The sequence below is a fragment of the Kocuria oxytropis genome, assembly GCF_040981195.1.
Taxonomy (GTDB): Bacteria; Actinomycetota; Actinomycetes; order Actinomycetales; family Micrococcaceae; genus Kocuria; species Kocuria oxytropis.
The window spans coordinates 94,528-116,877 of the sequence record NZ_JAVFXA010000007.1 but is presented as its reverse complement, the minus strand read 5'-3'; the positions used below and the strand labels follow the sequence as shown (position 1 = coordinate 116,877).

Sequence of the window (22,350 nt, the reverse complement as noted above, 5' to 3'; positions counted from 1 at the left end):
GTCAGTTCAGGGCGGCGCCCCGGTAGACCTGCGCCACCTGCTCCTCGGAGAGCCGGGTGTCGATCACGGTGGTCCCCTCCGGGTCGTCGCGCAGGAAGCGCACGGGCCCGTGCGAGCCCACCTCCAGCAGGAGCGCGTCCTCGGCGTCGTAGAGGGCCTCCACGGCGGTGCGGAACCGCTCGCCCCGCACCGGGGTCACGGACAGCTCGAGCCGGGCCCGGACCCGGCCCTCGGCCGCCGCGTCCTCGCCGGCCGGTTCGAGGGTCAGCTCCCGGACGACGCCCACGCCGTGGTCCACGACGTTCGCCAGGCGTGCGCCGAGCCGGCCCTGGGCGGTCGTGAAGGCGCGCCGGAGCCGGGCCGTCCACCACAGGCCCGTGGCCACGAGCGCCGCGGCGGCGAGCACGAGGAACAGGACGGACCCGGACCGGGACCACTGCTGCCACAGCAGGACCACCGCGAGGGCGGTCAGCACGGGGACCACGAGCAGCAGCGAGGTGCCGAGCCGCTCGCCCAGGGTGGGCCGGTCGGCCGTCCCGTCCTCGCCGGGGGCGGTGCGCAGGCGGCGCATGACCTGGACGTCGAAGTCGCGCTCGTCCGGAGGTACGGGCCGGGGCCAGGTGCCGAGGGAGTCCATGGTTCCCATTATGGGGCGGACCCCGGCGGCCGCGGTGCGGTTGCGCGTCGGTGCCCTGCGGCGCCCTGTCCCTGAGGCGTTGTTCCCTGGAGGCGTCGTTCCCGTGACGCGTCGTTCCCATGAGGCGTCAAGGACCACCTCGTAGAATCGGGACCATGACCGAGACCCGATGGCTGTCCCCCGAGGAGCGTGACGCCTGGCTGGCTCTCGTCTCCATCATGTTCACGCTGCCCGGCAGCATCGAGTCCCAGCTGCAGGCGGAGGCGGACCTCAGCCTGGCCGAGTACCTGGTGCTGGCGATGCTCTCGGAGGCCCCGGACCGGCGGCGGCGCATGTCGGACCTTGCGGCGGTCACGAACACCTCCCAGTCCCGGTTGTCCCGGATCGTCGCGCGCCTCGAGCGCGACGGCCTGGTGGTGCGCACGGGGGGCGAGCAGGACAAGCGGGTGGTGCTCGCCGAGATCACCGACCGCGGTCTGGAGCGTGTCGAGCAGGTGGCCCCGGGGCACGTGGAGCACGTCCGGCGGACGGTGATCGACCGGCTGACACCCGTCCAGGTCCACCAGCTGGCGCTGATCGGGCGCCTCGTCGACGACTCGGCGGCCGGCCCCACGGCCCGGGAGATGGCCTCGGACGGGTCGTGAGCTCGGTCACATCGCCCAAAAAGCTTGCCAGGGAAAGTAAAACCGCGCTACAGTCGTGACATGTCCACAACTCAGACGCCCCAGCGCACCCCTGCCTCCTCCTCCACCGCCCCCGTCCCCCCGGCCGCCGGTTCCTCCTCCGCGACCCTCGGCCTGACCGTGCTGCGCGTGGTCCTCGGCACCACGTTCCTGCTGCACGGCTGGCAGAAGTTCACCGAGTGGACCGTGGCCGGCACCCAGGCCTCCTTCGCCCAGATGGGCGTCCCGGCCGCCGAGCTCGCGGCGCCGGTCGCCGCGGTCGTCGAGCTCGTGGGCGGTCTCCTGCTCGTCCTGGGCCTCGGCACCCGCGTGGTCGCCGCCCTGCTCGCCCTGAACATGCTGGGCGCGCTCGTGCTCGTGCACCTCCCCGCCGGATTCTTCGCCGCCGAGGGCGGTGTCGAGCTCGTCCTGCTGCTCGCCGCCGCGTCCGCTCTCTTCGTCCTGGCCGGTGCCGGCCGCTGGTCCCTGGACCACGTCGTCGCGGCGAAGCGCCGCGCGGCCGTCCGCGCCTGACCCCTCCCGAGACCTCCCTCCGCACGTCCGCCCCGGCCGCCCCCCGGCGCCGCGCGACGAGCCCCCGCCCCGCGGCGTCCTGCGGGGCGGGGGCTCGTCGTCGTCGCGGCGCGGAACGCTTCCGGCGGGCGGGACCTGTCGGCGCGGACGCGTAAAATCGGTCCCGGCGCGGCGCGCACGACCACCACGGGGCCGCACCGGAGGCAGCGCGGGCGATCCCCGCAGATCGGGGCAGAGCGCATGAGCATGCAGAACTCGCCGTACATGGTGCTGTGGCGCACCGTCCAGGGCCAGGAGGTCAAGGACCGGAAGATCGACCGGGCCACGCTCCGGCGCATCGTCGCCTTCGCGCGCCCGCACCGGTCGAGACTCACGGTGTTCCTCGTCGTCTCGGTGCTCACGGCCCTGCTCGGCGTCGTCACCCCGATCCTCGCCGGGGACGTGGTGCGTGCGATCAACGCCGGGGACGCCGTCTCCGTGGTGGTCTGGCTCGCGGTCGCCATCGCCGCGGTGGCGATCCTGGACGCGGGGCTCAACGTCCTCAACCGGTGGCTCTCGTCCCTGATCGGCGAGGGGCTCATCCTGGACCTGCGCACCGCCGTCTACGAGCACGTGCAGCGGATGCCGATCGCGTTCTTCACCCGCACGCGCACCGGGGCGCTGGTCTCCCGGCTCAACAACGACGTCATCGGTGCGCAGCGGGCGTTCTCCAACACGCTCTCCGGCGTGGTGAGCAACGTCGTCTCCCTGATCCTGACCGTGGTCGTCATGGTCTCCATCTCCTGGCAGGTCACCGCCCTGTCCGTGCTGCTGCTGCCGATCTTCCTGGTCCCCGCCCGCGCCATGGGCGGGCGCCTGGCGAGCCTCCAGCGGGAGGCGGCCCAGCACAACGCGTCCATGTCCACGCAGATGACCGAGCGGTTCTCCGCCGGCGGCGCCACCCTGGTCAAGCTCTTCGGCCGGCCGGACGCCGAGACCGCCGAGTTCGAGCGCCGCGCCGGCCGGGTCCGGGACATCGGCGTGCGGGTGGCGATGCTGCAGACCGTGTTCGTCACGGCCCTGACCCTGGTCTCCGCCTTGGCCCTGGCCCTGGTCTACGGCCTCGGCGGCGCGCAGGCGATCCTCGGCAACCTGGACGCGGGCGCGGTCGTGACCCTCGCCCTGCTGCTCACCCGGCTGTACACCCCGCTGACCATGCTCGCGAACGCCCGGATGGACGTCATGAGCGCCGTGGTGAGCTTCGAGCGGGTCTTCGAGATCCTCGACCTCGTCCCCCTGATCCAGGAGCGTCCCGGCGCCCGCTCCCTGCCGGCCGGTCCGGCGTCGGTGGAGTTCGACGACGTCCGCTTCGCCTACCCCTCCGCCGAGGACGTCTCGCTGGCCTCGCTCGAGGACGTCGCGGTGCTCGACTCCCGGGGCGGCGAGGAGGTCCTGCACGGCGTGAGCTTCACCGTGCTGCCGGGTCAGACCGTGGCCCTCGTCGGGTCCTCCGGGGCGGGCAAGTCGACCATCGCCCAGCTCGTGGCCCGGCTCTACGACGTGACCTCGGGCGCCGTGCGGATCGGCGGCACGGACGTGCGGGACGCGACCTTCGCCTCGCTGCGGGAGACCATCGGGATGGTGACCCAGGACGGGCACCTCTTCCACGAGTCGATCCGGGACAACCTCGCCCTGGTGCGGCCGGAGGCCACGGACGAGCAGCTGTGGGACGCCCTGGCCCGGGCGCGCATGGAGCACGTGATCCGCTCCCTCCCGGACGGGCTGGACACCGTGGTGGGCGAGCGCGGCTACCGCCTCTCCGGCGGGGAGCGGCAGCGGCTGACGATTGCCCGCCTGCTGCTCGCGGCCCCCCGCGTGGTGATCCTCGACGAGGCCACGTCGGCGCTGGACTCCACCAACGAGGCCTACGTGCAGGCGGCGCTGGGCGAGGCCATGACCGGGCGCACCGCCCTGGTGATCGCCCACCGGCTCTCGACCATCCGCTCCGCCGACCAGATCCTGGTGGTCGAGGACGGCCGGATCGTGGAGCGGGGCCGGCACGCCGAGCTGCTCGCGGTGAGCGGGCGCTACGCGGAGCTCTACGAGACGCAGTTCGCGGACCAGGAGGTCTGACCCGTGCTCGACGACGCCGTGGCACGCCTCGGCGTGGACGCCCCCGGGGCGCTCGCGGTGGTGGCCTCGGCGGTGGGCATCTACCTGGCGTTCCTGCTCATGGTGCGGCTGCTCGGCCAGCGCGTGCTGTCCCGGCTGTCGACCTTCGACGCGGTCGTGGCGGTCATGCTCGGCGCGGTGGCCGGGCGCGCGGTCCTGGGGGACACGCCCACGCTCGCCGCGGGCGTGCTGGGTCTCGGCACGCTGTTCGCGCTCGAGGCGGTCTTCGGCCGGCTGCGCGCGGGGATCCGCGTGTCGGCGCTGATGAACAACCAGGCGGTGCTGCTGATGGCCGGTGCGCGGGTGCTGGAGGCCAACCTCCGGCGGGTCCACGTGGTGGAGGCGGAGCTCTTCGGGGCCCTGCGGGAGGCGGGGGTGCGCAGCCCCGGCGAGATCGCGTGCGTGGTCTTCGAGGCCTCCGGCACCATCAGCGTCCTGCGCCGCGGCACGCCGCTCGACCCGCGGCTGCTCGCGGGTGTCCGGGACGCCCACCTGGTCCCGGCGGAACTCCTGCGGGACCCGGACTGAGCGCCGTCGGGGGCCCCGGCGGGCGTGGCGCACCGGGCGTAACGTGCCGGGCCTGAGCTGCCGGGCGTGCTCGCCCGGTGTGACCTGCCCGGTGTGACCTGCCCGCCGTGGCGCACTCGGTGTGACCTTCCGGGCGTGACCTTCCGAGCGTGACCTGCCGGGCGCGACCTGTCGGACGTGCTCGGCGAGCGCGACCTGCCGGGCCTGACCTGCCGGGCATGGCGCGCGGAGCGCGGTCGCGACCGGCGCCGGTCGCCGCGTGCGTCCTCACCGGCGGTCGTCAGCGGGCGGCCGGACCCAGCTCGGTCACCACCTCGCCGGTCGCGGTCGAGTCGTCCCGCAGCATCCAGCCCATGCGCTTGTGGGTCCGGACCCCCACGTCGGACTCCACCACCTGGACTCCCGGGGCGGCCGCCTGCAGCTCGGCCTCCACGTCGAAGATGTCGCCGGGGGTGCGCAGCCAGAGCAGGAACGTGAGGTTGGTGTCGCCGGTGGTCGAGGCGCACAGGCGCAGCGTGCGGTAGGAGCGCAGGGTGCGCACGGCCGCCTCGAGCTGTGCCGGCGGAACCCGGACGTACCACTGGCAGGACACCGGATAGCCGGAGTACTGCTGGGCCAGTTCGCAGCGGAGGGCGACGAGACCGGTCTCGAGCGCCTGGCGCAGGTGCCGGGCCGCGGTCGTCGGGTGCGTGCCCGTCGCGGCGGCGATCTCCGCCGCGGTCGCCCGCCCGTCCCGCTGGAGCGCGGACGTCAGCTCCCCGAGGCGGGCGGGGGTGGCGCCGTGCGGGCGGTGCACCTCCGGGTGCAGGGCGCTCACGCGGCGCTGCTGCTCGGGGGAGAGCACGTCCAGGCGCCAGTTGTTGCCGATCGCGTGCAGCCGCGTGGCCACCGTGAGCTGGGCCCGCAGGATCGCCGGGTCGGCCCGCACGAGCGGCAGCACGTCCCGGGTCATCTGCTCCCAGCTGCGGGTGAGGACGGTGAGCCGGACGTCCCAGGCGCGCGCGGACTCCTCCACCGTGCCGATCTCCGGCACGGCGCACAGCCGCTCCAGCACCTCGGCCCGGCGGCCAGGGCGGCACTCGAGACCGATGAAGGTGGCGCAGCCCTGCGTGCCGGACGTGCCGAGGTGGGCGGTGACCCAGGTGCGCCCGTCGGCCCGGAGCCGGTCCCAGCGCGTGGCGAGAGTGGTGGGGTGGCGGCCGAGGGCCGAGCCCAGCTGGGTCCACGTGGCCCGGGGCGCGATCTGCAGGGCGTGCACGAGCTCGAGATCTTCCGGCGGCAGTTCCATGCTGGTTCCTTCGGTTCAGGGAACGTTTTGTGCAGGTTTTCAGGATATCCGGACCGAGTGATCGACGTCACGTCATTCTCGGAAGAGACACTCGGGACGGGAACCGTCCGGCCCCGTCTCCATCCACCCGACCACCTCTGGGAGTACCCGTGAACCTGCGCACCGTTGTTGACGGCGCCTCCACCGACATCCTGTCCGTGGCCAATCTGCCCGTGCTGTGGATCTGCGCCCTCGGTGTCTTCGCCGTCATCATCGTCCAGACCCTGATCTACATCCGGACCGCCCGCGTGGCGGCCCCCGCCGCCGGAATGAGTCCGGCGGAGCTGAGGACGTCCTTCCGCGCCGGGGCGGTCTCGGCGATCGGGCCGTCCCTGGCCGTGGCCCTGGTGGCCGTCGCGCTGCTGACGGTCTTCGGCGCTCCGGCCGTGCTGGTGCGGATCGGGCTGATCGGCTCGGTGTCCTTCGAGACGGGCGCGGCCAGCATCGCGGCCGGCACCATGGGCGCCGACCTGGGCGGGCCGACCTACACGCAGGGCGTGTTCGCCGTGGCGTTCATGGCCATGAGCCTGGGCGGGGCGATGTGGATGCTCGCCACCCTCATCCTCACCCCGCTGCTCAAGCGCGGTGACGTCAGCCTGCGCAAGGTCAACCCCGCCGTGATGACGGTGGTCCCGGGGGCCGCCCTGCTCGGGGCGTTCTTCGCCCTCGGGCTCGGAGAGCTGCCGAAGTCGGGCAACCACGTGGTCGCCTTCCTCGCCTCCGCCGCCGTGATGGGGGTGTGCCTGGGGATCGCCAAGGGACTCCGGGTGCAGTGGCTCCGCGAGTGGGCCCTGGGCATCGCCATCCTGACCGCGCTGGTCGTCACCTACGTCGCCGTCGGCGCCGGCCTGTTCCCCACCGCCTGAGACCGTCCCCGAGACCGTGCCCCAGAACACCGAAGGACTCCTGCCATGACCGCCATGACCACCGTGACCGCCACCGCGCCCGCCCTCGAGCAGTTCGACACCACCACCGCCCGCTGGGGCCGGCTGACCATGATCGCCGGGCTGTTCTTCGCCCTGGCCGGCCCCGCCTACCTGGTGCTCTTCTCCGGCCTGGACGTGGACCAGGCCCGGATCTGGACCGCCCTGCTGGCCATCGCCGGCACCTTCGGGGTGCTGTGGATCGTGGAGCCCCTGACCTACTACCCGATCCTGGGCCAGGCCTCGATGTACCAGGCCTTCATGATCGGCAACATCTCCAACAAGCTGCTGCCCTCGGCGCTCATCGCCCAGGCGGCCATCGGCGCCAAGGCCGGCACCCGGCGCGGGGAGCTGGCGGCGGTGATGGCCATCAGCGGGGCGGCCATGGTGCACCTGGTCTCGCTGCTCGTCCTGGTCGGTCTCCTGGGCTCCTGGCTGGTGAGCGTCGTCCCCGCCGAGGTCGTCGCGGTGGTCCAGACCTACATCCTGCCCTCGGTGCTGGGCGCGGTCCTCGTGCAGGCCGTCGTCTCGACCCGCAACCTGCGGATGACGGTGATCGCCGGCGTCGTCGCCGCGGCCGTCGTGTTCCTGCTGGTGCCGACCGTGCCCACCCTGGCGTTCTTCGGCACCGCCATCGCGGTGATCGTCACCGCCGTGCTGGCGTGGTTCCTGCGCGACCGCTCGGCCCCGGCCGACCCCGTCGCGGCCAAGGTGCAGGACCCCGCGGACGAATTCCCCATCGACTGACCCCGTTCCCCCGGAAAGGACCCCACCCCATGAGCACCACCACGGACCTGGACCTGCAGCTGACCGACGAGCTGAGCCGGCAGATGCACCGGTTGTACCGCGAGCTGCACGCGAGCCCGGAGCTGTCCATGCAGGAGCACGCCACCGCGGCCCTGATCGAGGAGCGGCTCGCCGCCCTGGGCATCGAGAACTTCCGCTGCGGCGGCACCGGCGTCGTCGGGGTGCTGCGCAACGGCGACGGGCCCACGGTGGCCTTCCGCGCCGACACCGACGGCCTGCCGCTGGCCGAGGACACCGGGCTGGACTACGCCAGCACGGCCAGGGGACGCCTGGAGGACGGGACGGAGGTCCCGGTGATGCACGGGTGCGGCCACGACACCCACGTGGCCGTGCTGCTGACGACCGCCGAGCTGCTGGCCGGCGCGCGGGACGCCTGGGCCGGGACCGTGGTGCTCGTGTTCCAGCCCGGGGAGGAGACCGCCGCCGGTGCGAAGGCCATGCTCGAGGACGGGCTGTGGGAGCGGGCCCCGCTGCCGGAGGTCGTCCTCGGCCAGCACGTGATGCCCTCCCGGGCCGGCACGGTCAGCTGGGCGGCGGGGGACGTCATGGCGATGGCCGACTCGTGGCGGGTCACCGTCCACGGCAAGGGGGCCCACGCGTCCCAGCCGCAGGACTCCACCGACCCGATCGTGCTCGGGGCCCACATGATCACCCGTCTGCAGACGATCGTCTCCCGCGAGATCGACGCGCGCCGGGCGGCGGTGGTCACCGTCGCGACCTTCCACGGCGGGCTCAAGGAGAACATCATCCCCGCCACCGCCGAGTTCACGCTCAACGTGCGCACCTTCGACCCCGCCGTCCGGGAGCACGTCCTGGGCGCCCTGCGGCGGATCATCACCGCGGAGGCGGCGGCCTCCGGGGCCCCGGAGCCGGTCATCGAGGAGATCTCGACCTTCCCCCGCAACTACAACGACCCCGACGCCGCCGCCGCTCTCGTCGAGCGGTTCCGGCAGGTGCTGGGGGAGGACAACGTGCTGGAGATCGAACCGGTGATGGGCTCGGAGGACTTCGGGGCCCTCGGCGCGGCGATCGGGGTGCCCTCGGTGTTCTGGATGTTCGGCGGCCACGACGCCGCCACCCTCGAGGCGGAGGGGCCCGTGCCGGTGAACCACTCCCCGTTCTTCGCCCCGGCGCTCGAGCCGACGCTGTCCACCGGGGTGCGGGCCGCGCTCACCGCGATCCTCTCCCGCGTGGGCCGCTGACCTCCCGGCCTCCTGCGGGCCCCCGGCTCCGCTGCGCGGCTCGGTGCTACGGCCCTCCCGCCGTGGCGGGTGCGCGGTGGTGGGTGCGCCGTGCAGGCGGGCTGTGCGGGTGCGCTGTGCAGGCGGGCTGTGCAGGTGCGCCGGCCCGGTCCCCGTCCGGGACCGGACCGGCGCCCGCCTCAGGGGATGATGTGCTCGGCGCGGTAGCGCTCGAACAGGCGGAGGAAGCAGTCCTGGGTGCGCCGGTAGCCGCAGAACCCCGCCAGCCGGCTGCGGCTCATGTCGGCCACGACCTCGAAGTTCCGGCCCAGGTCCGCGTCGGTGTGCCACCACGAGGCCAGCCGGCCCACGTCGGGCTCGGCGAGCCCGTGCTTCTCGGCGATCCGGGCCCAGACGTCCTCGGCGCCGCGCATCTGCTCCTCCAGCGGGCGTGGTGCGTCCTGGTAGCCCTCCCACTCGACCCCGAAGTGGCCGGCGAGCACCGGCCACATCCACCGCCACCGGAAGACGTCGCCGTTGACGGTGTTGTAGGCCTCGCTGCCGGGGGCCTCGGTGGCGGCCCAGACCATCTGCTCGGCCAGCAGCGACGCGTCGGTCATGTCGACGAGGCCGTTCCACTGGGCCTCGGAGCCGGGGAACACGAAGGGCCGGCCGGTCTCCCGGCAGATCGAGGCCTGCACGGCCAGGGTCAGGCCCATGTTCATGGCGTTGCCCACGGCGTGGCCGATCACGGTGTGCGCCCGGTGCACCGACCAGCGGAAGCCCTGGCGCCCGGCGGCGGCCCACAGCTCGTCCTCCTGGGCGTAGTAGAAGTTCTCCACCGGCAGCCGCGGCTCGTCCTCCCGGAACGGGGTGTCGGGCATCTGCCCCTGGCCGTAGGCCTCGAAGGGGCCCATGTAGTGCTTGAGCCCGGTCATCAGCGCCACGTGCTCGAGCGGGGCGTGCTCCAGGGCGGCCAGCAGGTTGCGCAGCATCCCGGCGTTGACGTCGATGTTCTCCTGCTCGGTGTCCTGGCGCAGCCAGGCGGTGAAGAACACGTGCGTGGGCCGCTCCCCGGCCAGGGCCGCGGCCAGGCTCTCCGGGGACCGGAGGTCGGCGCCGACGTGCCGGGCCGTGCTGCCGGGGACGGGGTTGCGGGACAGGGCGAGCACGTCCCAGCCCTCGGTGCGGGTCAGCTGCTCGACCACGGCCGACCCGGCGATGCCGCTGGCCCCCACCACCAGGGCGAGGCGCTGCTGCGGGGAGCCGGTGTCCTGAACGGGGGCTGTCATGGTGCTGTCTCCTCGGTCGGTGCGGACGGTGCCCGCGCGTCCGGGAGCGTCCCGTCCGCGCGGGCTCAGCGTCTCACGCTCAGCACTCCACCACGTTCACGGCGAGTCCGCCCAGGGCGGTCTCCTTGTACTTGTGGCTCATGTCCCGCCCGGTCTCGCGCATGGTCACGATGACCTCGTCGAGGCTGACCCGGTGGGTGCCGTCGCCCCACATCGCCATCTTGGCGGCGTTGATGGCCTTGGCCGCGGCGATGGCGTTGCGCTCGATGCAGGGGATCTGCACGAGTCCGCCGATCGGGTCGCAGGTCAGCCCGAGGTTGTGCTCCATGGCGATCTCCGCGGCGTTCTCCACCTGGGCGGGCGTCCCGTCGAGGACCTCGGCGAGGCCGGCGGCGGCCATCGAGGACGCGGAGCCCACCTCGCCCTGGCAGCCGACCTCGGCCCCGGAGATCGAGGCCTGCTCCTTGTAGAGCACCCCGACCGCGCCGGCCGTCAGCAGGAAGCGGACCACGATGTCCCGCCGGGCCGCCTCGAGGGCCTCCGGGCCCTCCGCGGCGGCGGCGCGGGCCGCGGGGGAGTAGTGGGTGGCGTAGAACAGCACCGCCGGGATGATGCCGGCGGCCCCGTTGGTGGGGGCCGTGACCACGCGGCCGCCGGAGGCGTTCTCCTCGTTGACCGCCAGGGCCACGAGGTTCACCCACTCCGGCCAGAAGCCCGGGTCACGGTCCGGGTCCTCGGTGCGCAGCCGCCGGTGCCACTCGGGGGCGCGGCGGGCGACGTTCAGCCCGCCCGGCAGCGGCCCGGTGCGCCCCAGGCTGGAGTCCTTGCACTCCTCCATCACGGTCCAGATGTGCAGCAGCTGCTGCCGGATCTCCTCCTCGCTGCGCCAGGTCCGCTCGTTGGCCAGCATCACCTGGCTGATCGGCAGACCGGTGCGCGCGCAGTGGTCCAGCAGCTGCTCGGCGGTGCGGAACGGGTGGGGCACCTGGGCGCTGGCGGCGTCCAGCTCGGCCGCGGCGGCGTCCTCCTCGCCCTCCTGGACGATGAACCCGCCGCCCACGGAGAACCAGGTCTCGTCGGCCAGCACGGCGCCGGAGGCGTCCAGCGCCCGGAAGCGCACACCGTTGGTGTGGCGCTCCAGGACGGTCAGGGGGTGCTGCACCATGTCCTCGACCCGGTAGGGGAGGTCCTTCCGGTGCCCGAGGGCCGCGCACAGCCGCAGCGTCCCGGTGGCGGCGAGGTCGGCGAGCCGCTCGTCCACCTCGTCGGGCAGGACCGCCTCGGGGTCGTAGCCCTCCAGGCCGAGCAGGATCGCGGTGAAGGTGCCGTGGCCGCGGCCGGTCGCGGCCAGCGAGCCGTAGACGTCCACCCGCAGGTCCGCCGTGCGCTCCAGCAGCCCGCCCTCGGTCAGGGTCTCGGCGAAGCGCCGCGCGGCGCGCATGGGGCCCACGGTGTGGGAGCTCGAGGGGCCGATGCCCACGGTGAACAGTTCGAAGACGCTGATGGCCATGACGGTGATGCTCCAAGGGAGGGTGGTGCCCCGGTGCGGGGCGGTGGGTGGAACGGTCGTGGTGCGGGCCGGGGCCCGGCCCGCACCACGGTCCTCGACGGTGTCCCGGTGCGGGCCGTGCTCAGCCCTCGCCCAGCGGGGCCAGTCCCGGGTACAGCGGGTGGTCCGCGGCCAGCCGCTGCACGCGGGCCCGCAGACCGGCCAGCACGGCCGGGTCGGCGCCCGGAGCCCCGGTGCCCCCGGAGCCCTCGACCCGGGCGCTCTCGGCCGCGGCGTCCGCCCCGGCGATGAGGGTCTCGGCGATGATGTCGGCGACCTCGGCGAAGGCCTCGGCGTCGAAGCCGCGGGTGGCCAGGGCCGGGGTGCCGATGCGCAGCCCCGAGGTGACCATCGGCGGGCGCGGGTCGAAGGGCACGGCGTTGCGGTTCACGGTGATCTCGACCTGGGCCAGCAGGTCCTCGCCCTGCCGGCCGTCGAGTGCGGAGCCGCGGAGGTCCACGAGGACCAGGTGCACGTCCGTGCCGCCGCTGACCACCGAGATCCCGCGGGACGCCACGTCCGGGGAGAGCAGCCGGCGGGCGAGGATCGAGGCGCCCTCGAGGGTGCGCTCCTGGCGCCGGCGGAAGTCCTCCCCGGCGGCGATCCCGAACGCCACGGCCTTGCCCGCGATCACGTGCTCGAGCGGACCGCCCTGCTGGCCCGGGAAGACCGCGGAGTTGATCTTCTTGGCGATCTCGGCCTCGTTGGAGAGGATGATGCCGCCGCGCGGGCCGCCCAGGGTCTTGTGCGTCGTGGAGGTGACCACGTGGGCGTGCGGCACGGGACTGGGGTGCAGCCCCGCGGCCACCAGTCCGGCGAAGTGGGCCATGTCCACCATGAAGTACGCACCGACCTCGTCGGCGATCGCGCGGAAGGCCGCGAAGTCCAGCTGCCGGGGATAGGCGGACCAGCCGGCGATGATCAGCTGCGGGCGGTGCTCCCGGGCGAGGCGGGCGACCTCGTCCATGTCGACCATGCAGTGCGCCTCGTCCACGCCGTAGGGCACGGCCTGGTAGAGCTTGCCGGAGAAGTTGAGCTTCATGCCGTGGGTGAGGTGCCCGCCGTGGGCGAGGTTCAGACCCAGGATGGTGTCCCCGGGCTTGATCAGCGCGTGCATGACCGCGGCGTTGGCCTGTGCCCCGGAGTGCGGCTGGACGTTCGCGAAGCCCGCGCCGAACAGTGCCTTGAGCCGGTCGATGGCCAGCTGCTCGATCACGTCCACGTGCTCGCAGCCGCCGTAGTAGCGACGTCCCGGGTAGCCCTCGGCGTACTTGTTGGTGAGCACGGAGCCCTGGGCCTGCATCACGGCCACGGCGGTGTGGTTCTCGGAGGCGATCATCTCGAGGCCCTCGCGCTGCCGGCCGAGCTCGAGGTCGATCTGCGCGGCGACCTCGGGATCGAGCTCGGCGAGATCCGCGTCCAGGGTCCTCACGTCCTGCTGCGCTGCCGGGTACGTGCTCATGCCTGGTCCTCCTGGGCCTGGGCGTACTGCTCGGCGGTGAGCAGCTCGCCCTCCTCGGTGACCTCGACGGTGAACAGCCAGCCGTCCCCGTAGGGGTCGGAGTTCACGAGACCGGGCTCGTCGACGACGGCGGCGTTGACCTCCGCCACCGTGCCGGAGACCGGGGCGAAGAGCTCGGAGACGGACTTGGTGGACTCGACCTCGCCGCAGACCTCGCCCGCGGTGACGGTGGCGCCGGCCTCGGGCAGGTCCAGGTAGACGACGTCGCCGAGGGCGTCGACGGCGACCGCGGACAGGCCGACCTTCACGGGGGAGGACTCGTCCACCCACTCGTGCTCGGCGGAGTAGCGCAGGTGGGAGGGGATGTTGCTCATGATCGGGAACCTTTCGGCAGGCGCTGCGGACAGCGGGGACGTGCGGACGACGGACGGCAGGGACGTGCGGACGGGCCGGGCCCGGCCCGCTGGTCGGCGGGCCGGGCGCGGATCACTGCCCGCGCTGGTAGAAGGGCAGGGACACGACCTCGAAGGGCACCGGCTTGCCGCGCAGGTCGACCTGCACCTCGGTGCCGGGCTCGGCGTGCTCGTTGTCGAGGTAGGCCATGGCGATGGGGTAGCCGAGGGTCGGGCTCAGGGCCCCGGAGGTCACCTCGCCCACGACGCTGCCGTCCACGCTGATCGGATAGTGGCCGCGGGCCGCGCGCCGGCCCTCGCCGCGCAGGCCGACCAGCGTGCGCGCCACCCCGGCGGCCTTCCGGGACTCCAGGGCCGCGCGGCCCACGAAGTCCTCCTCCTTCTTGAAGGAGACCACCGGGCCGAGCCCGGCCTCGTAGGGGGTCAGGTCCCGGGTCAGCTCCTGGCCGTACAGCGGCATCCCGGCCTCCAGGCGCAGGGAGTCCCGGCAGGCGAGTCCGCAGGGGACGAGCCCGTGACCCTGACCGGCCTCGAGGAGCGCCTTCCACAGCGGCACGGCCTGCTCGTTGCCCACGTACAGCTCGAAGCCGTCCTCCCCGGTGTAGCCGGTGCGGGCGAGCAGCACGTCGATCCCGGCGACGGTGGCCGGTGCGGCGGAGTAGTACTTCAGCTCGGCGACCAGCTGCTGCTGCTCGGCGGGGACCAGCTCCTGCAGGAGCGCCTGCGCGGACGGGCCCTGGACGGCCACCAGCGAGGTGTCGGCGGACTCGTCGGCCACGGTGACGTCGAAGCCGGCGGCCCGCTCCTGGAGGGCCGCGAACACGGTCGGGGCGTTGCCGGCGTTCGGCACCACCAGGTACTCGTCCTCGGCCAGCCGGTAGCTGATCAGGTCGTCGATGATCCCGCCATCGGGGGTGCAGATCAGGGAGTACTTGGCCCGGCCCACGGCGATGGCGGCGAGGTTGCCGACCAGGGCCGTGTTCAGGAACGTCGCCGCGTCCGGTCCGGTCACCCGGACCTCGCCCATGTGGGAGAGGTCGAACAGGCCGGCCGCGTCGCGCACGGCCCGGTGCTCGGCGAGCTCGGAGCCGTACTTCAGCGGCATGTCCCAGCCGCCGAAGTCGGTGAAGGACGCCCCCAGCGCGGCGTGCTCGTCGTGCAGGGCGGTGTGTCGGGAGGTCGTGACGGTCATGTCGTGCCTTTCGTGGCGGTGCGGTGCCGGATCAGTTCTCGAACGCCTCGGGGGCCGGGCAGGAGCAGACCAGGTTGCGGTCCCCGGCGGCGCCGTCGATGCGGCCGACCGGCGGGAAGTACTTGTCCTGGCGCAGCTCCGGGACCGGGAACGCGCCCTGCTCACGGGAGTAGCGGCGGTCCCAGTCGCTCGCCGCCACGACCTCCGCGGTGTGCGGGGCGTGGCGCAGCGGGCTCTCCTCGGCGCTGAGCTCCCCGCGGGCGACCTGCTCGATCTCCTCGCGGATGGTGGTCATCGCGGTGATGAACCGGTCGATCTCGGCCAGGTCCTCGGACTCGGTGGGCTCCACCATCAGCGTTCCGGCCACCGGGAAGGACAGGGTCGGGGCGTGGAAGCCGAAGTCGATCAGCCGCTTGGCCACGTCCTCGGCGGTGACCTTGGTGCGGGCCGTGAGCGCCCGCAGGTCGAGGATGCACTCGTGGGCCACGAGGCCGTTGTTGCCGGTGTAGAGCACCGGGAAGTGCTCGTCGAGCGCGGTGGCCACGTAGTTGGCCGTCAGCAGCGCCGTCTGCGTGGCCCGGGTGAGCCCGTCGCCGCCCATCATCGCGATGTAGGCCCAGGAGATCGGCAGCACGCCGGCCGAGCCGAACATCGTGGCCGAGATCGGCGCGCCGGCCGCGCCGGGGGCTTCGGAGCCGGTGGCGTCCCCGGGCAGGAAGGGCGCCAGGTGCGCGGCGACCGCCACGGGTCCCACACCGGGCCCGCCGCCGCCGTGCGGGATGCAGAAGGTCTTGTGCAGGTTCAGGTGGGACACGTCCCCGCCGAACTTCCCGGGCTGGGCGAGGCCGACCAGGGCGTTGAGGTTGGCGCCGTCGAGGTACACCTGGCCGCCGGCGGCGTGCACGGCGTCGCAGACCTGGCGCACGTCGGCGTCGTAGACCCCGTGGGTGGAGGGGTAGGTGATCATGATGGCGGCCAGCTGCTCGCGGTGCGCCTCGATCTTGGCGTCGAGGTCGGCGTGGTCGATGGTGCCGTCGCCGGCCGTCTTCACCACGACGACCTTCATGCCGGCCAGGACCGCGGAGGCGGCGTTGGTGCCGTGGGCCGAGGCGGGGATGAGGCAGACCGTGCGCTGCTCGTCGCCGCGGGACCGGTGGTAGCCGCGGATGGCGAGCAGGCCGGCGAGCTCGCCCTGGGAGCCGGCGTTGGGCTGGAGGGACACGGCCGCGTAGCCGGTGATCTCCTCGAGACGGTGCTCCAGGTCGGTGATCAGCTCGCGCCAGCCGGTGGTCTGGTGCGCCGGGGCCAGCGGGTGGATCGAGGCGAACTCGGGCCAGCTCATGGCGGCCATCTCGGCGGTGGCGTTGAGCTTCATGGTGCAGGAGCCCAGCGGGATCATCGTCCGGTCCAGGGCCAGGTCCCGGTTCTCCAGGCGGGTCAGGTAGCGCAGCATCTGCGTCTCGGAGCGGTGGGTGGAGAACACGGGGTGGGTGAGGTACTCCGAGGTGCGCCGCAGCCCCTCGGCCAGCTCGAGGCCGCGCGGTCCGGCGGCGACGGCCGCGTCCGCGTCCGCCACGCCGAACGCCTCGGCGACGAGCACCAGGTGCTCCTCCGTGGTGGCCTCGTCGCAGGAGATCCCCACGTGGTCGGAATCGACGTGGCGCAGGTTCACGCCGCGGCCCTCGGCCGCGCGGACCACCTGCTCCGCCCGTCCGGGGACCCGCACGGTGAGGGTGTCGAAGAACTGGTCCGCGACGAGCTCGTGACCGGCGTCCTGCAGCACGGTGGCCAGGGTCCGGGCGCGGTCGTGCACGCGCAGGGCGATCGCCCTCAGCCCGTCGGGGCCGTGGTACACGGCGTACATGCCGGCCACGACGGCCAGCAGGGCCTGGGCGGTGCAGATGTTGGAGGTGGCCTTCTCCCGGCGGATGTGCTGCTCGCGCGTCTGCAGGGCCAGGCGGTAGGCGGACCGTCCCGTGGCGTCCTTCGAGACGCCCACCAGGCGGCCGGGCAGGTTGCGCTCCAGGCCGGAGCGGACGGCCATGTAGGCCGCGTGCGGACCGCCGAAGAACAGGGGGACGCCGAAGCGCTGGGAGGAGCCCACCGCGATGTCCGCGCCCTGCTCGCCGGGCGGGGTGATGAGGGTCAGCGCCAGGAGGTCGGCGGCGACCGTGACCATCGCCCCGCGCTCCTTGGCCTCGGCGATCACCGCGGCGTGGTCGACGACGCGCCCGGAGACCCCGGGCTGCTGCAGGACCACGCCGGTGATCTCGCCCTCGGGCAGCCCGGCCGTCAGATCGACGACCTGCACGGCGAAGTCCAGCGCCTCGGCGCGCGCCTGCAGCACGGCCAGGGTCTGCGGCAGCGTGTCGGCGTCCACCACGATCGCCCCGTTGCCGCGGGCCTTGTTGGCCCGGCGCATCAGCAGCACCGCCTCGACCACCGCGGTGGCCTCGTCCAGCAGCGAGGCGTTGGCCACGGGCAGGCCGGTGAGGTCGGCGACCATGGTCTGGAAGTTCAGCAGCGCCTCGAGGCGACCCTGCGAGATCTCGGGCTGGTAGGGCGTGTAGGCGGTGTACCAGCCGGGGGACTCCAGCACGTTGCGCAGGATCACCGGCGGGGTGTGGGTGTCGTAGTAGCCCTGGCCGATCATCTGCACGGCCGTGGTGTTGCGGTCCGCGAAGGCGCGCAGGCGCTCGAGCACCTCCTGCTCGCTGAGCGCCGCCGGCAGGTCCAGCGGGGCGTCCTGGCGGATGTCGGCGGGAACGGCGGCGTCGGCGAGGTCGTCGAGGCTGGACCGGCCCACGCGGTCGAGCATGGTCCGGACGGCGTCGGAGCCGGCACCGATGTGCCGGTCGGCGAAGACGGTCGTCGAGGAGGTGGTGTCGAGCTGGATCGTCATGAGGAACTCCCGGGTGCTGCACGCCAGGGTGGCGTGGATCGGTTCGAGTTCCTCCCCGCTCTGTCTGGGACCTGAGAGATTCCGCGGCCGTGGGCCGCTTGCACCGTCGGTGAGACCGGCGACGCGCGCCGGGCTGCTTTCCAGAGTTGCCGAACCGTGGTGGTACAGGGGCCTGAGAGTTTCCTGGGGAGGAATTGCTCCTACGGCGCCCGCCGGTCCGAGGGCACCGGCGGGACTCTCCCACCACGGTTCATGGGCGTCTTCTGCGTTCAGGATAGCCGGGCCGGCGGAGGGGTGTCCAGCATCACGCGGCCGGGCGACCCGGGCCGGCCCCGGCGGGTCAGCCCTTGACGGACCAGAACCGGCGGTCGCGGTCCCACTGCACCGTGCCGCCGTGGGCCTTGCGGAACTCCGAGAGGACCTCCTTGCTGATCCCGGTGTGCCCGTTCTCCAGGGTCCGGACCCACTCCGGCCCGAAGGTCGCGGGGATGTCCTCGACCGCCTGCTCCTGGGACAGCCGTCCCTCGGTCCGGATGCGGTCGATCATCCACTGGGCGATGTCCTGTGCGCTCGTCATGCCCCGAGCCTACGCGGGTCCGCCGCCGGTGCCGCCGCCCGCCGGGGCCGGCCTCAGGCCAGCTGCACCACGGTGCGGGCGTCCGCGTCCCAGCGCCGCAGCGCCACGGCGCGCAGCGGCTCGGGGTGCGGGGACAGGACGTCCAGGGCCGCGGCCACCTGCTCCGGGCGCATCCGGCGGGCCAGGGTGACGTGCGGCGTCCAGGCGCCGGGGAACGAGGTGCGCGCCTGTCCGGGGACCGGGCCCAGGGCGTCGCAGACCCGCCGGTGCAGCTCGAGCAGCTCGGGGGTCGTCACGACCTGGCGGACCACCACGTAGCCGCCCCGGCCGGGGCCGAACAGCAGTACGCCGGCGCTGGCCAGCGGGAGGTCCACGAACCCGGCGGCCGCGGCGACCCGCTCGTCGATCCCGGGCACGGTCGCGGGAGCCAGGGACGGGGCGGCCACCAGGGTGATGTGGGGCCGGTTGGACGCGGAGCGGTGCCGTCCGGAGCTGGGCAGCCCTGCCTCCGCCAGCCGGTCCCAGTCGGCGCGCACGGCGGCCTCCGAGTCCTCGCCGAGCAGCAGCTCCAGGCTGTGCACCGTCACACCTCCTCCGGGTCGGCCGGAGACCCCGCGGGGGCGGCCTCCGGTGGACGCGAGTCTAGCGGGGCGTCCGGAGCGCTTGCCTATACTGGCCGGACGGCAACGGGAGGACCTCCATGACCGACATCGCGATCCGTTTCGAGGGCGCCGGCAAGACGTACCCGGACGGGACCACGGCCGTCGAGGCCCTCGATCTCGAGATCCCCCGCGGCTCCCTCACCGTGTTCGTGGGGCCCTCGGGGTGCGGGAAGACCACGTCCCTGCGGATGATCAACCGGATGGTGGAGCCCACCTCCGGCACCGTCACGGTGGAGGGCCGGGACGTCACCTCCGTGCCCGCCCACGAGCTGCGCCGCTCCATGGGCTACGTCATGCAGCAGTCCGGGCTGCTGCCGCACCGGACCGTGGTGGACAACATCGCCACCGTCCCGCGGCTCAACGGCGTGCCGAAGAAGCAGGCGCGCGAACGGGCCCGGGAGCTTCTGGCCACCGTGGGCCTCGACGCGGGGCTGGGCTCCCGCTACCCGTCCCAGCTCTCGGGCGGCCAGCAGCAGCGCGTGGGGGTGGCCCGGGCGCTCGCCGCAGACCCTCCGGTCCTGCTGATGGACGAGCCGTTCTCCGCCGTGGACCCCGTGGTGCGCCAGGACCTGCAGCGCGAGCTGCTGGACCTCCAGCACCGCCTGCACCGCACCATCGTGTTCGTCACCCACGACATCGACGAGGCGGTCCTGCTCGGCAACCGGGTGGCCGTCTTCGCCACGGGCGGGCGGCTGGCGCAGTACGCCACCCCGGAGGAGCTGCTGCGCGCGCCCGCCGACGACTTCGTGGCGGACTTCGTGGGCCGGGACCGCGGCTTCCGCTCCCTGACCTTCGACTCGGCCCACGACATCCCCGTGCACCCGGTGGCGACCGTGCGCCCGGACGGCACCCCGGGCGTGGCCGGGTCCGGGGGCGGGCGCGTCCCCGACGGGTGGATGCTGCGGATCGACGACGACGGCGCCCCCCGCGGCTGGGTGCGGCCCGGGGCGGAGGACGACCCCGTGGTGGGCGGCACCCTGCACCGGCCGGGCAGCTCCCTGCGCAGCGCCCTGGACGCGGCCCTGTCCTCGCCGTCGGGCCTGGCCGTGGTCGTCGACGACGCCGGCCGGGCGGTCGGGATCATGCAGCCGGGGGAGATCATCGCGGCCATCGAGGACGCCCGGCTCGGCGGGCGGACGCCCCGATGAGCTGGACGAGCCGGAACTGGCCCTACGTCCTGGAGCTCACCGGCACGCACCTCGTCCAGTCGGTGCTGCCGCTGCTGCTCGGCGCGCTGATCGCGATCCCGGTGGCCCGGCTCGCGGCCCGCAACCGCACCCTGCGCCCGGTGTTCGTCACGGGCTCCTCCCTGCTCTACACCATCCCGTCCCTCACCCTGTTCGTGGTGCTGCCCCTGGTCCTCGGCACGCAGATCACCTCGGTGGTCAACGTGGTCGTGGCCCTGACCGTCTACGTCGTGGCCATCCTGGTCCGCTCGTCCGTGGACGCGTTCGAGTCCGTGGACCGGGACGTCCTGCAGGCGTCCACGGCGATGGGCTACCGCCCGCTGCGGCGGTTCTTCGCGGTGGAGCTGCCGCTCGCGGTGCCGGTGCTGGTCGCCGGGCTGCGGGTCGCCTCGGTCAGCAACATCTCCATGGTCAGCGTGGGCGCCGTCATCGGCGTGCAGTCCCTCGGCACCCTGTTCACCGACGGGCTGCGCCGGTCCATCCTCGAGGAGATCGCGGTGGGCATCGTGCTGACCGTGGTCCTGGCCGTGCTCATCGACCTCCTGCTCCGGGGCGGCGGGCACGCCCTGACGCGCTGGCAGCGGGCCGGCACGGCCGGGGTCCCCCGCGTGCGGAGAGGAGCTGTCGCATGAGTCTCGCCGGCGCCGCCCTGTCGTGGCTGACCGACCCGGAGAACTGGTCCGGGACCGGGGGCATCCCCGCCCGGATCCTCGAGCACCTGACGTACAGCGGCATGACCCTCGCCGTGGCCCTCGCCGTGGCGGTCCCGCTGGGCCTCTGGGTGGGTCACACGGGGCGCGGGTCCGGCGTCGTCGTCGGTCTCGCCGGCGCGCTGCGCGCCCTGCCCACGCTCGGCCTGCTCACCCTCTTCACCCTGCTCATGGGGCTCGGGCTGGTGCCGCCGATCATCGCGCTGGTCCTGCTGGCGATCCCCCCGATCCTGTCGGGGACCTACGCCGGGATCGCGAACGTGTCCCCGGCCCTCAAGGACGCCGGGGCGGCGGTGGGCATGACGGGCCGCCAGGTGCTGACCCGCGTGGAGGTGCCCAACGCGATGCCGGTGATCCTGGGCGGGATCCGCAACGCCGCCCTGCAGGTCGTGGCGACCGTGACCGTGGTCGCCTACATCAACCTCGGCGGCCTGGGCCGCTACCTCATCGACGGCCTCGCGGTGCGCGACTACGACCGCATGCTCGGCTCCGTGGTGCTCGTGGCGGTCCTCGCGCTCGCCGTGGACGCCGTCCTGGCACTGGCCCAGCGGCTGTCCACCTCGCCGGGCCTGCGCCTCGCCGCTCCCTGACCCCTCGCCGTCCCCGTGACCGTCCGACGTCCCGTGCCACCGATCGACAGGAGAACCACCATGACCACCGCTTTCCTGCGCCGCCGCGCCGCCGCTCCCGCCGTGGGTGCCGCCCTGCTCCTGGGCCTGACCGCCTGTGGAGGCGGCGGCGACCCCCTCGCCGGGGACGGGGCCACCGGGGAGGGCGCCTCCGGGACCGTGACCGTGGGCTCCGCGGACTTCCCCGAGAGCCAGATCGTGGCCGAGCTCTACGCCGGGGCGCTCGAGTCCGCCGGGATCGAGACGGAGACCTCGATGGGCATCGGCGCCCGCGAGGCCTACGTGGGGGCGGTGCAGGACGGGTCCGTGGACGTGGTCCCCGACTACTCCGGAAACCTCCTGCTCTTCGCCGACCCGGAGGCCACCGCGAGCTCCGCGGAGGAGATCATGGACGCCCTGCCCGGCGCCCTGCCGGAGGGGCTCACCGTGCTGGCGCCGGCCGAGGCGCAGAACAAGGACGCGATGGTCGTCACGCCCGAGACCGCGGAGCAGTACGGGCTCACGAGCATCGCCGACATGGCGGAGGTGTGCGACCAGCTGGTGATCGCGGGCCCGCCCGAGTTCGCCGAGCGCGCCTACGGCCTGGACGGCCTCGAGCAGAAGTACGGGTGCGTCCCGCAGTCCTTCGAGCCCATCAACGACGGCGGCGGCCCGCTGACCGTCGAGGCCTTGCTCAACGGCGACGTGGACGTCGCCGACATCTTCACCACCACGCCGGCGATCGCCGACAACGACCTCGTGGTGCTGGAGGACCCGGAGAACAACTTCATCGCCCAGCAGGTCGTGCCCCTGGCCGCGGCCGACCGGCTGCCCCAGGAGGCGGTGGACGCCCTCGACGAGCTGTCCGGCAAGCTCACCACGGAGGACCTCATCGACCTGAACCGCAAGGTCAGCGGCGACCAGCCGGTGAGCCCGGCCGCCGCCGCGGAGGAGTGGCTCTCCGCCAACGGGTACTGAGCCGGGCCGCGGGTCCGGCTCCGCACCAGGGGGCCGGCCCCGCGCCCTGGGGCGGGCCCCGGGCCCTC

The 22,350-nt window shown here is 73.5% G+C and carries 21 protein-coding genes and 1 riboswitch; of the genes, 11 read left to right on the top strand and 10 right to left on the bottom strand.

Annotated elements, in window-relative coordinates:
- Position 1: 1 nt before the first annotated feature.
- Positions 2-637, bottom strand: coding sequence for a hypothetical protein (locus QYM41_RS09160; RefSeq protein WP_368799439.1), 636 nt, complete (start codon positions 635-637; stop codon positions 2-4).
- A 155-nt stretch (positions 638-792) separates the two neighbouring features.
- Between QYM41_RS09160 and QYM41_RS09155 the strand changes: the two genes are divergently transcribed.
- The 4 genes from QYM41_RS09155 (at position 793) to QYM41_RS09140 (ending at position 4,512) form a co-directional block, all read left to right on the top strand.
- Entirely contained in the window at positions 793-1,281 is a 489-nt protein-coding gene (locus tag QYM41_RS09155) for a MarR family winged helix-turn-helix transcriptional regulator (protein WP_368799438.1), read from the top strand.
- A 60-nt stretch (positions 1,282-1,341) separates the two neighbouring features.
- The gene (locus QYM41_RS09150) at positions 1,342-1,833 is read left to right on the top strand and encodes a DoxX family protein (protein WP_368799437.1); all 492 of its coding nucleotides are present in this window, start codon (positions 1,342-1,344) and stop codon (positions 1,831-1,833) included.
- Between the two features lie 264 nt (positions 1,834-2,097).
- On the top strand, positions 2,098-3,945 hold the full coding sequence (locus QYM41_RS09145; RefSeq protein WP_368799514.1) for an ABC transporter ATP-binding protein: 1,848 nt from the start codon (positions 2,098-2,100) through the stop codon (positions 3,943-3,945).
- A gap of 3 nt (positions 3,946-3,948) precedes the next feature.
- Positions 3,949-4,512: a DUF421 domain-containing protein gene (locus QYM41_RS09140; protein ID WP_368799436.1), complete on the top strand. Its 564-nt coding sequence runs from the start codon at positions 3,949-3,951 to the stop codon at positions 4,510-4,512.
- 280 nt (positions 4,513-4,792) lie between these two features.
- Here QYM41_RS09140 and QYM41_RS09135 read toward each other — a convergent pair whose 3' ends face one another.
- The gene (locus QYM41_RS09135) at positions 4,793-5,800 is read right to left on the bottom strand and encodes an AsnC family transcriptional regulator (protein WP_368799435.1); all 1,008 of its coding nucleotides are present in this window, start codon (positions 5,798-5,800) and stop codon (positions 4,793-4,795) included.
- 149 nt (positions 5,801-5,949) lie between these two features.
- On the opposite strand from QYM41_RS09135, the gene QYM41_RS09130 reads away from it, so the two are divergent.
- Genes QYM41_RS09130 through QYM41_RS09120 form a run of 3 tightly spaced genes read left to right on the top strand, consistent with a single transcriptional unit; the run spans position 5,950 to position 8,771 of the window.
- Entirely contained in the window at positions 5,950-6,705 is a 756-nt protein-coding gene (locus QYM41_RS09130; protein WP_368799434.1) for a DUF5058 family protein, read from the top strand.
- A gap of 45 nt (positions 6,706-6,750) precedes the next feature.
- The gene (locus QYM41_RS09125) at positions 6,751-7,509 is read left to right on the top strand and encodes a hypothetical protein (RefSeq protein WP_368799433.1); all 759 of its coding nucleotides are present in this window, start codon (positions 6,751-6,753) and stop codon (positions 7,507-7,509) included.
- A 29-nt stretch (positions 7,510-7,538) separates the two neighbouring features.
- On the top strand, positions 7,539-8,771 hold the full coding sequence (locus QYM41_RS09120; protein WP_368799431.1) for an amidohydrolase: 1,233 nt from the start codon (positions 7,539-7,541) through the stop codon (positions 8,769-8,771).
- Positions 8,772-8,950: 179 nt separating this feature from the next.
- On the opposite strand, the gene QYM41_RS09115 is transcribed toward QYM41_RS09120, so the two are convergent.
- From QYM41_RS09115 to QYM41_RS09080, 8 genes are all read right to left on the bottom strand, one after another.
- Complete coding sequence (locus QYM41_RS09115) at positions 8,951-10,042, bottom strand: SDR family oxidoreductase (protein ID WP_368799430.1); 1,092 nt, start codon at positions 10,040-10,042, stop codon at positions 8,951-8,953.
- 79 nt (positions 10,043-10,121) lie between these two features.
- On the bottom strand, positions 10,122-11,552 hold the full coding sequence (locus QYM41_RS09110) for an L-serine ammonia-lyase (protein WP_368799429.1): 1,431 nt from the start codon (positions 11,550-11,552) through the stop codon (positions 10,122-10,124).
- Positions 11,553-11,673: 121 nt separating this feature from the next.
- Positions 11,674-13,053, bottom strand: coding sequence for a serine hydroxymethyltransferase (gene glyA / locus QYM41_RS09105; RefSeq protein WP_368799428.1), 1,380 nt, complete (start codon positions 13,051-13,053; stop codon positions 11,674-11,676).
- Positions 13,050-13,427, bottom strand: a complete 378-nt coding sequence (gene gcvH / locus QYM41_RS09100; protein ID WP_368799427.1) for a glycine cleavage system protein GcvH — start codon at positions 13,425-13,427, stop codon at positions 13,050-13,052. Before gcvH ends, glyA begins: the two co-directional genes overlap by 4 nt.
- 112 nt (positions 13,428-13,539) lie before the next feature.
- Positions 13,540-14,658: a glycine cleavage system aminomethyltransferase GcvT gene (gene gcvT, locus QYM41_RS09095; RefSeq protein WP_368799426.1), complete on the bottom strand. Its 1,119-nt coding sequence runs from the start codon at positions 14,656-14,658 to the stop codon at positions 13,540-13,542.
- A 31-nt stretch (positions 14,659-14,689) separates the two neighbouring features.
- The gene (gene gcvP / locus QYM41_RS09090) at positions 14,690-17,560 is read right to left on the bottom strand and encodes an aminomethyl-transferring glycine dehydrogenase (RefSeq protein WP_368799425.1); all 2,871 of its coding nucleotides are present in this window, start codon (positions 17,558-17,560) and stop codon (positions 14,690-14,692) included.
- A 150-nt stretch (positions 17,561-17,710) separates the two neighbouring features.
- Positions 17,711-17,813: riboswitch (glycine riboswitch) on the bottom strand.
- An 87-nt stretch (positions 17,814-17,900) separates the two neighbouring features.
- The gene (locus tag QYM41_RS09085; protein ID WP_368799424.1) at positions 17,901-18,137 is read right to left on the bottom strand and encodes a DUF6953 family protein; all 237 of its coding nucleotides are present in this window, start codon (positions 18,135-18,137) and stop codon (positions 17,901-17,903) included.
- A gap of 53 nt (positions 18,138-18,190) precedes the next feature.
- The gene (locus QYM41_RS09080) at positions 18,191-18,724 is read right to left on the bottom strand and encodes a 2'-5' RNA ligase family protein (RefSeq protein ID WP_368799423.1); all 534 of its coding nucleotides are present in this window, start codon (positions 18,722-18,724) and stop codon (positions 18,191-18,193) included.
- Positions 18,725-18,837: 113 nt separating this feature from the next.
- On the opposite strand from QYM41_RS09080, the gene QYM41_RS09075 reads away from it, so the two are divergent.
- The 4 genes from QYM41_RS09075 to QYM41_RS09060 are packed head-to-tail and all read left to right on the top strand — an operon-like array spanning position 18,838 to position 22,282.
- A complete protein-coding gene (locus tag QYM41_RS09075) occupies positions 18,838-19,947 on the top strand; it encodes an ABC transporter ATP-binding protein (RefSeq protein WP_368799422.1) in 1,110 nt (369 codons plus the stop codon).
- Positions 19,944-20,618 (top strand): ABC transporter permease, encoded by a 675-nt coding sequence (locus tag QYM41_RS09070; protein WP_368799421.1) that lies wholly within the window; start codon positions 19,944-19,946, stop codon positions 20,616-20,618. The genes QYM41_RS09075 and QYM41_RS09070 overlap by 4 nt, the downstream gene beginning before the upstream one ends.
- Positions 20,615-21,286, top strand: coding sequence for an ABC transporter permease (locus QYM41_RS09065; RefSeq protein ID WP_368799420.1), 672 nt, complete (start codon positions 20,615-20,617; stop codon positions 21,284-21,286). Before QYM41_RS09070 ends, QYM41_RS09065 begins: the two co-directional genes overlap by 4 nt.
- Positions 21,287-21,346: 60 nt before the next feature.
- The gene (locus QYM41_RS09060; RefSeq protein ID WP_368799419.1) at positions 21,347-22,282 is read left to right on the top strand and encodes an ABC transporter substrate-binding protein; all 936 of its coding nucleotides are present in this window, start codon (positions 21,347-21,349) and stop codon (positions 22,280-22,282) included.
- The last annotated feature ends 68 nt before the right edge of the window (positions 22,283-22,350 follow it).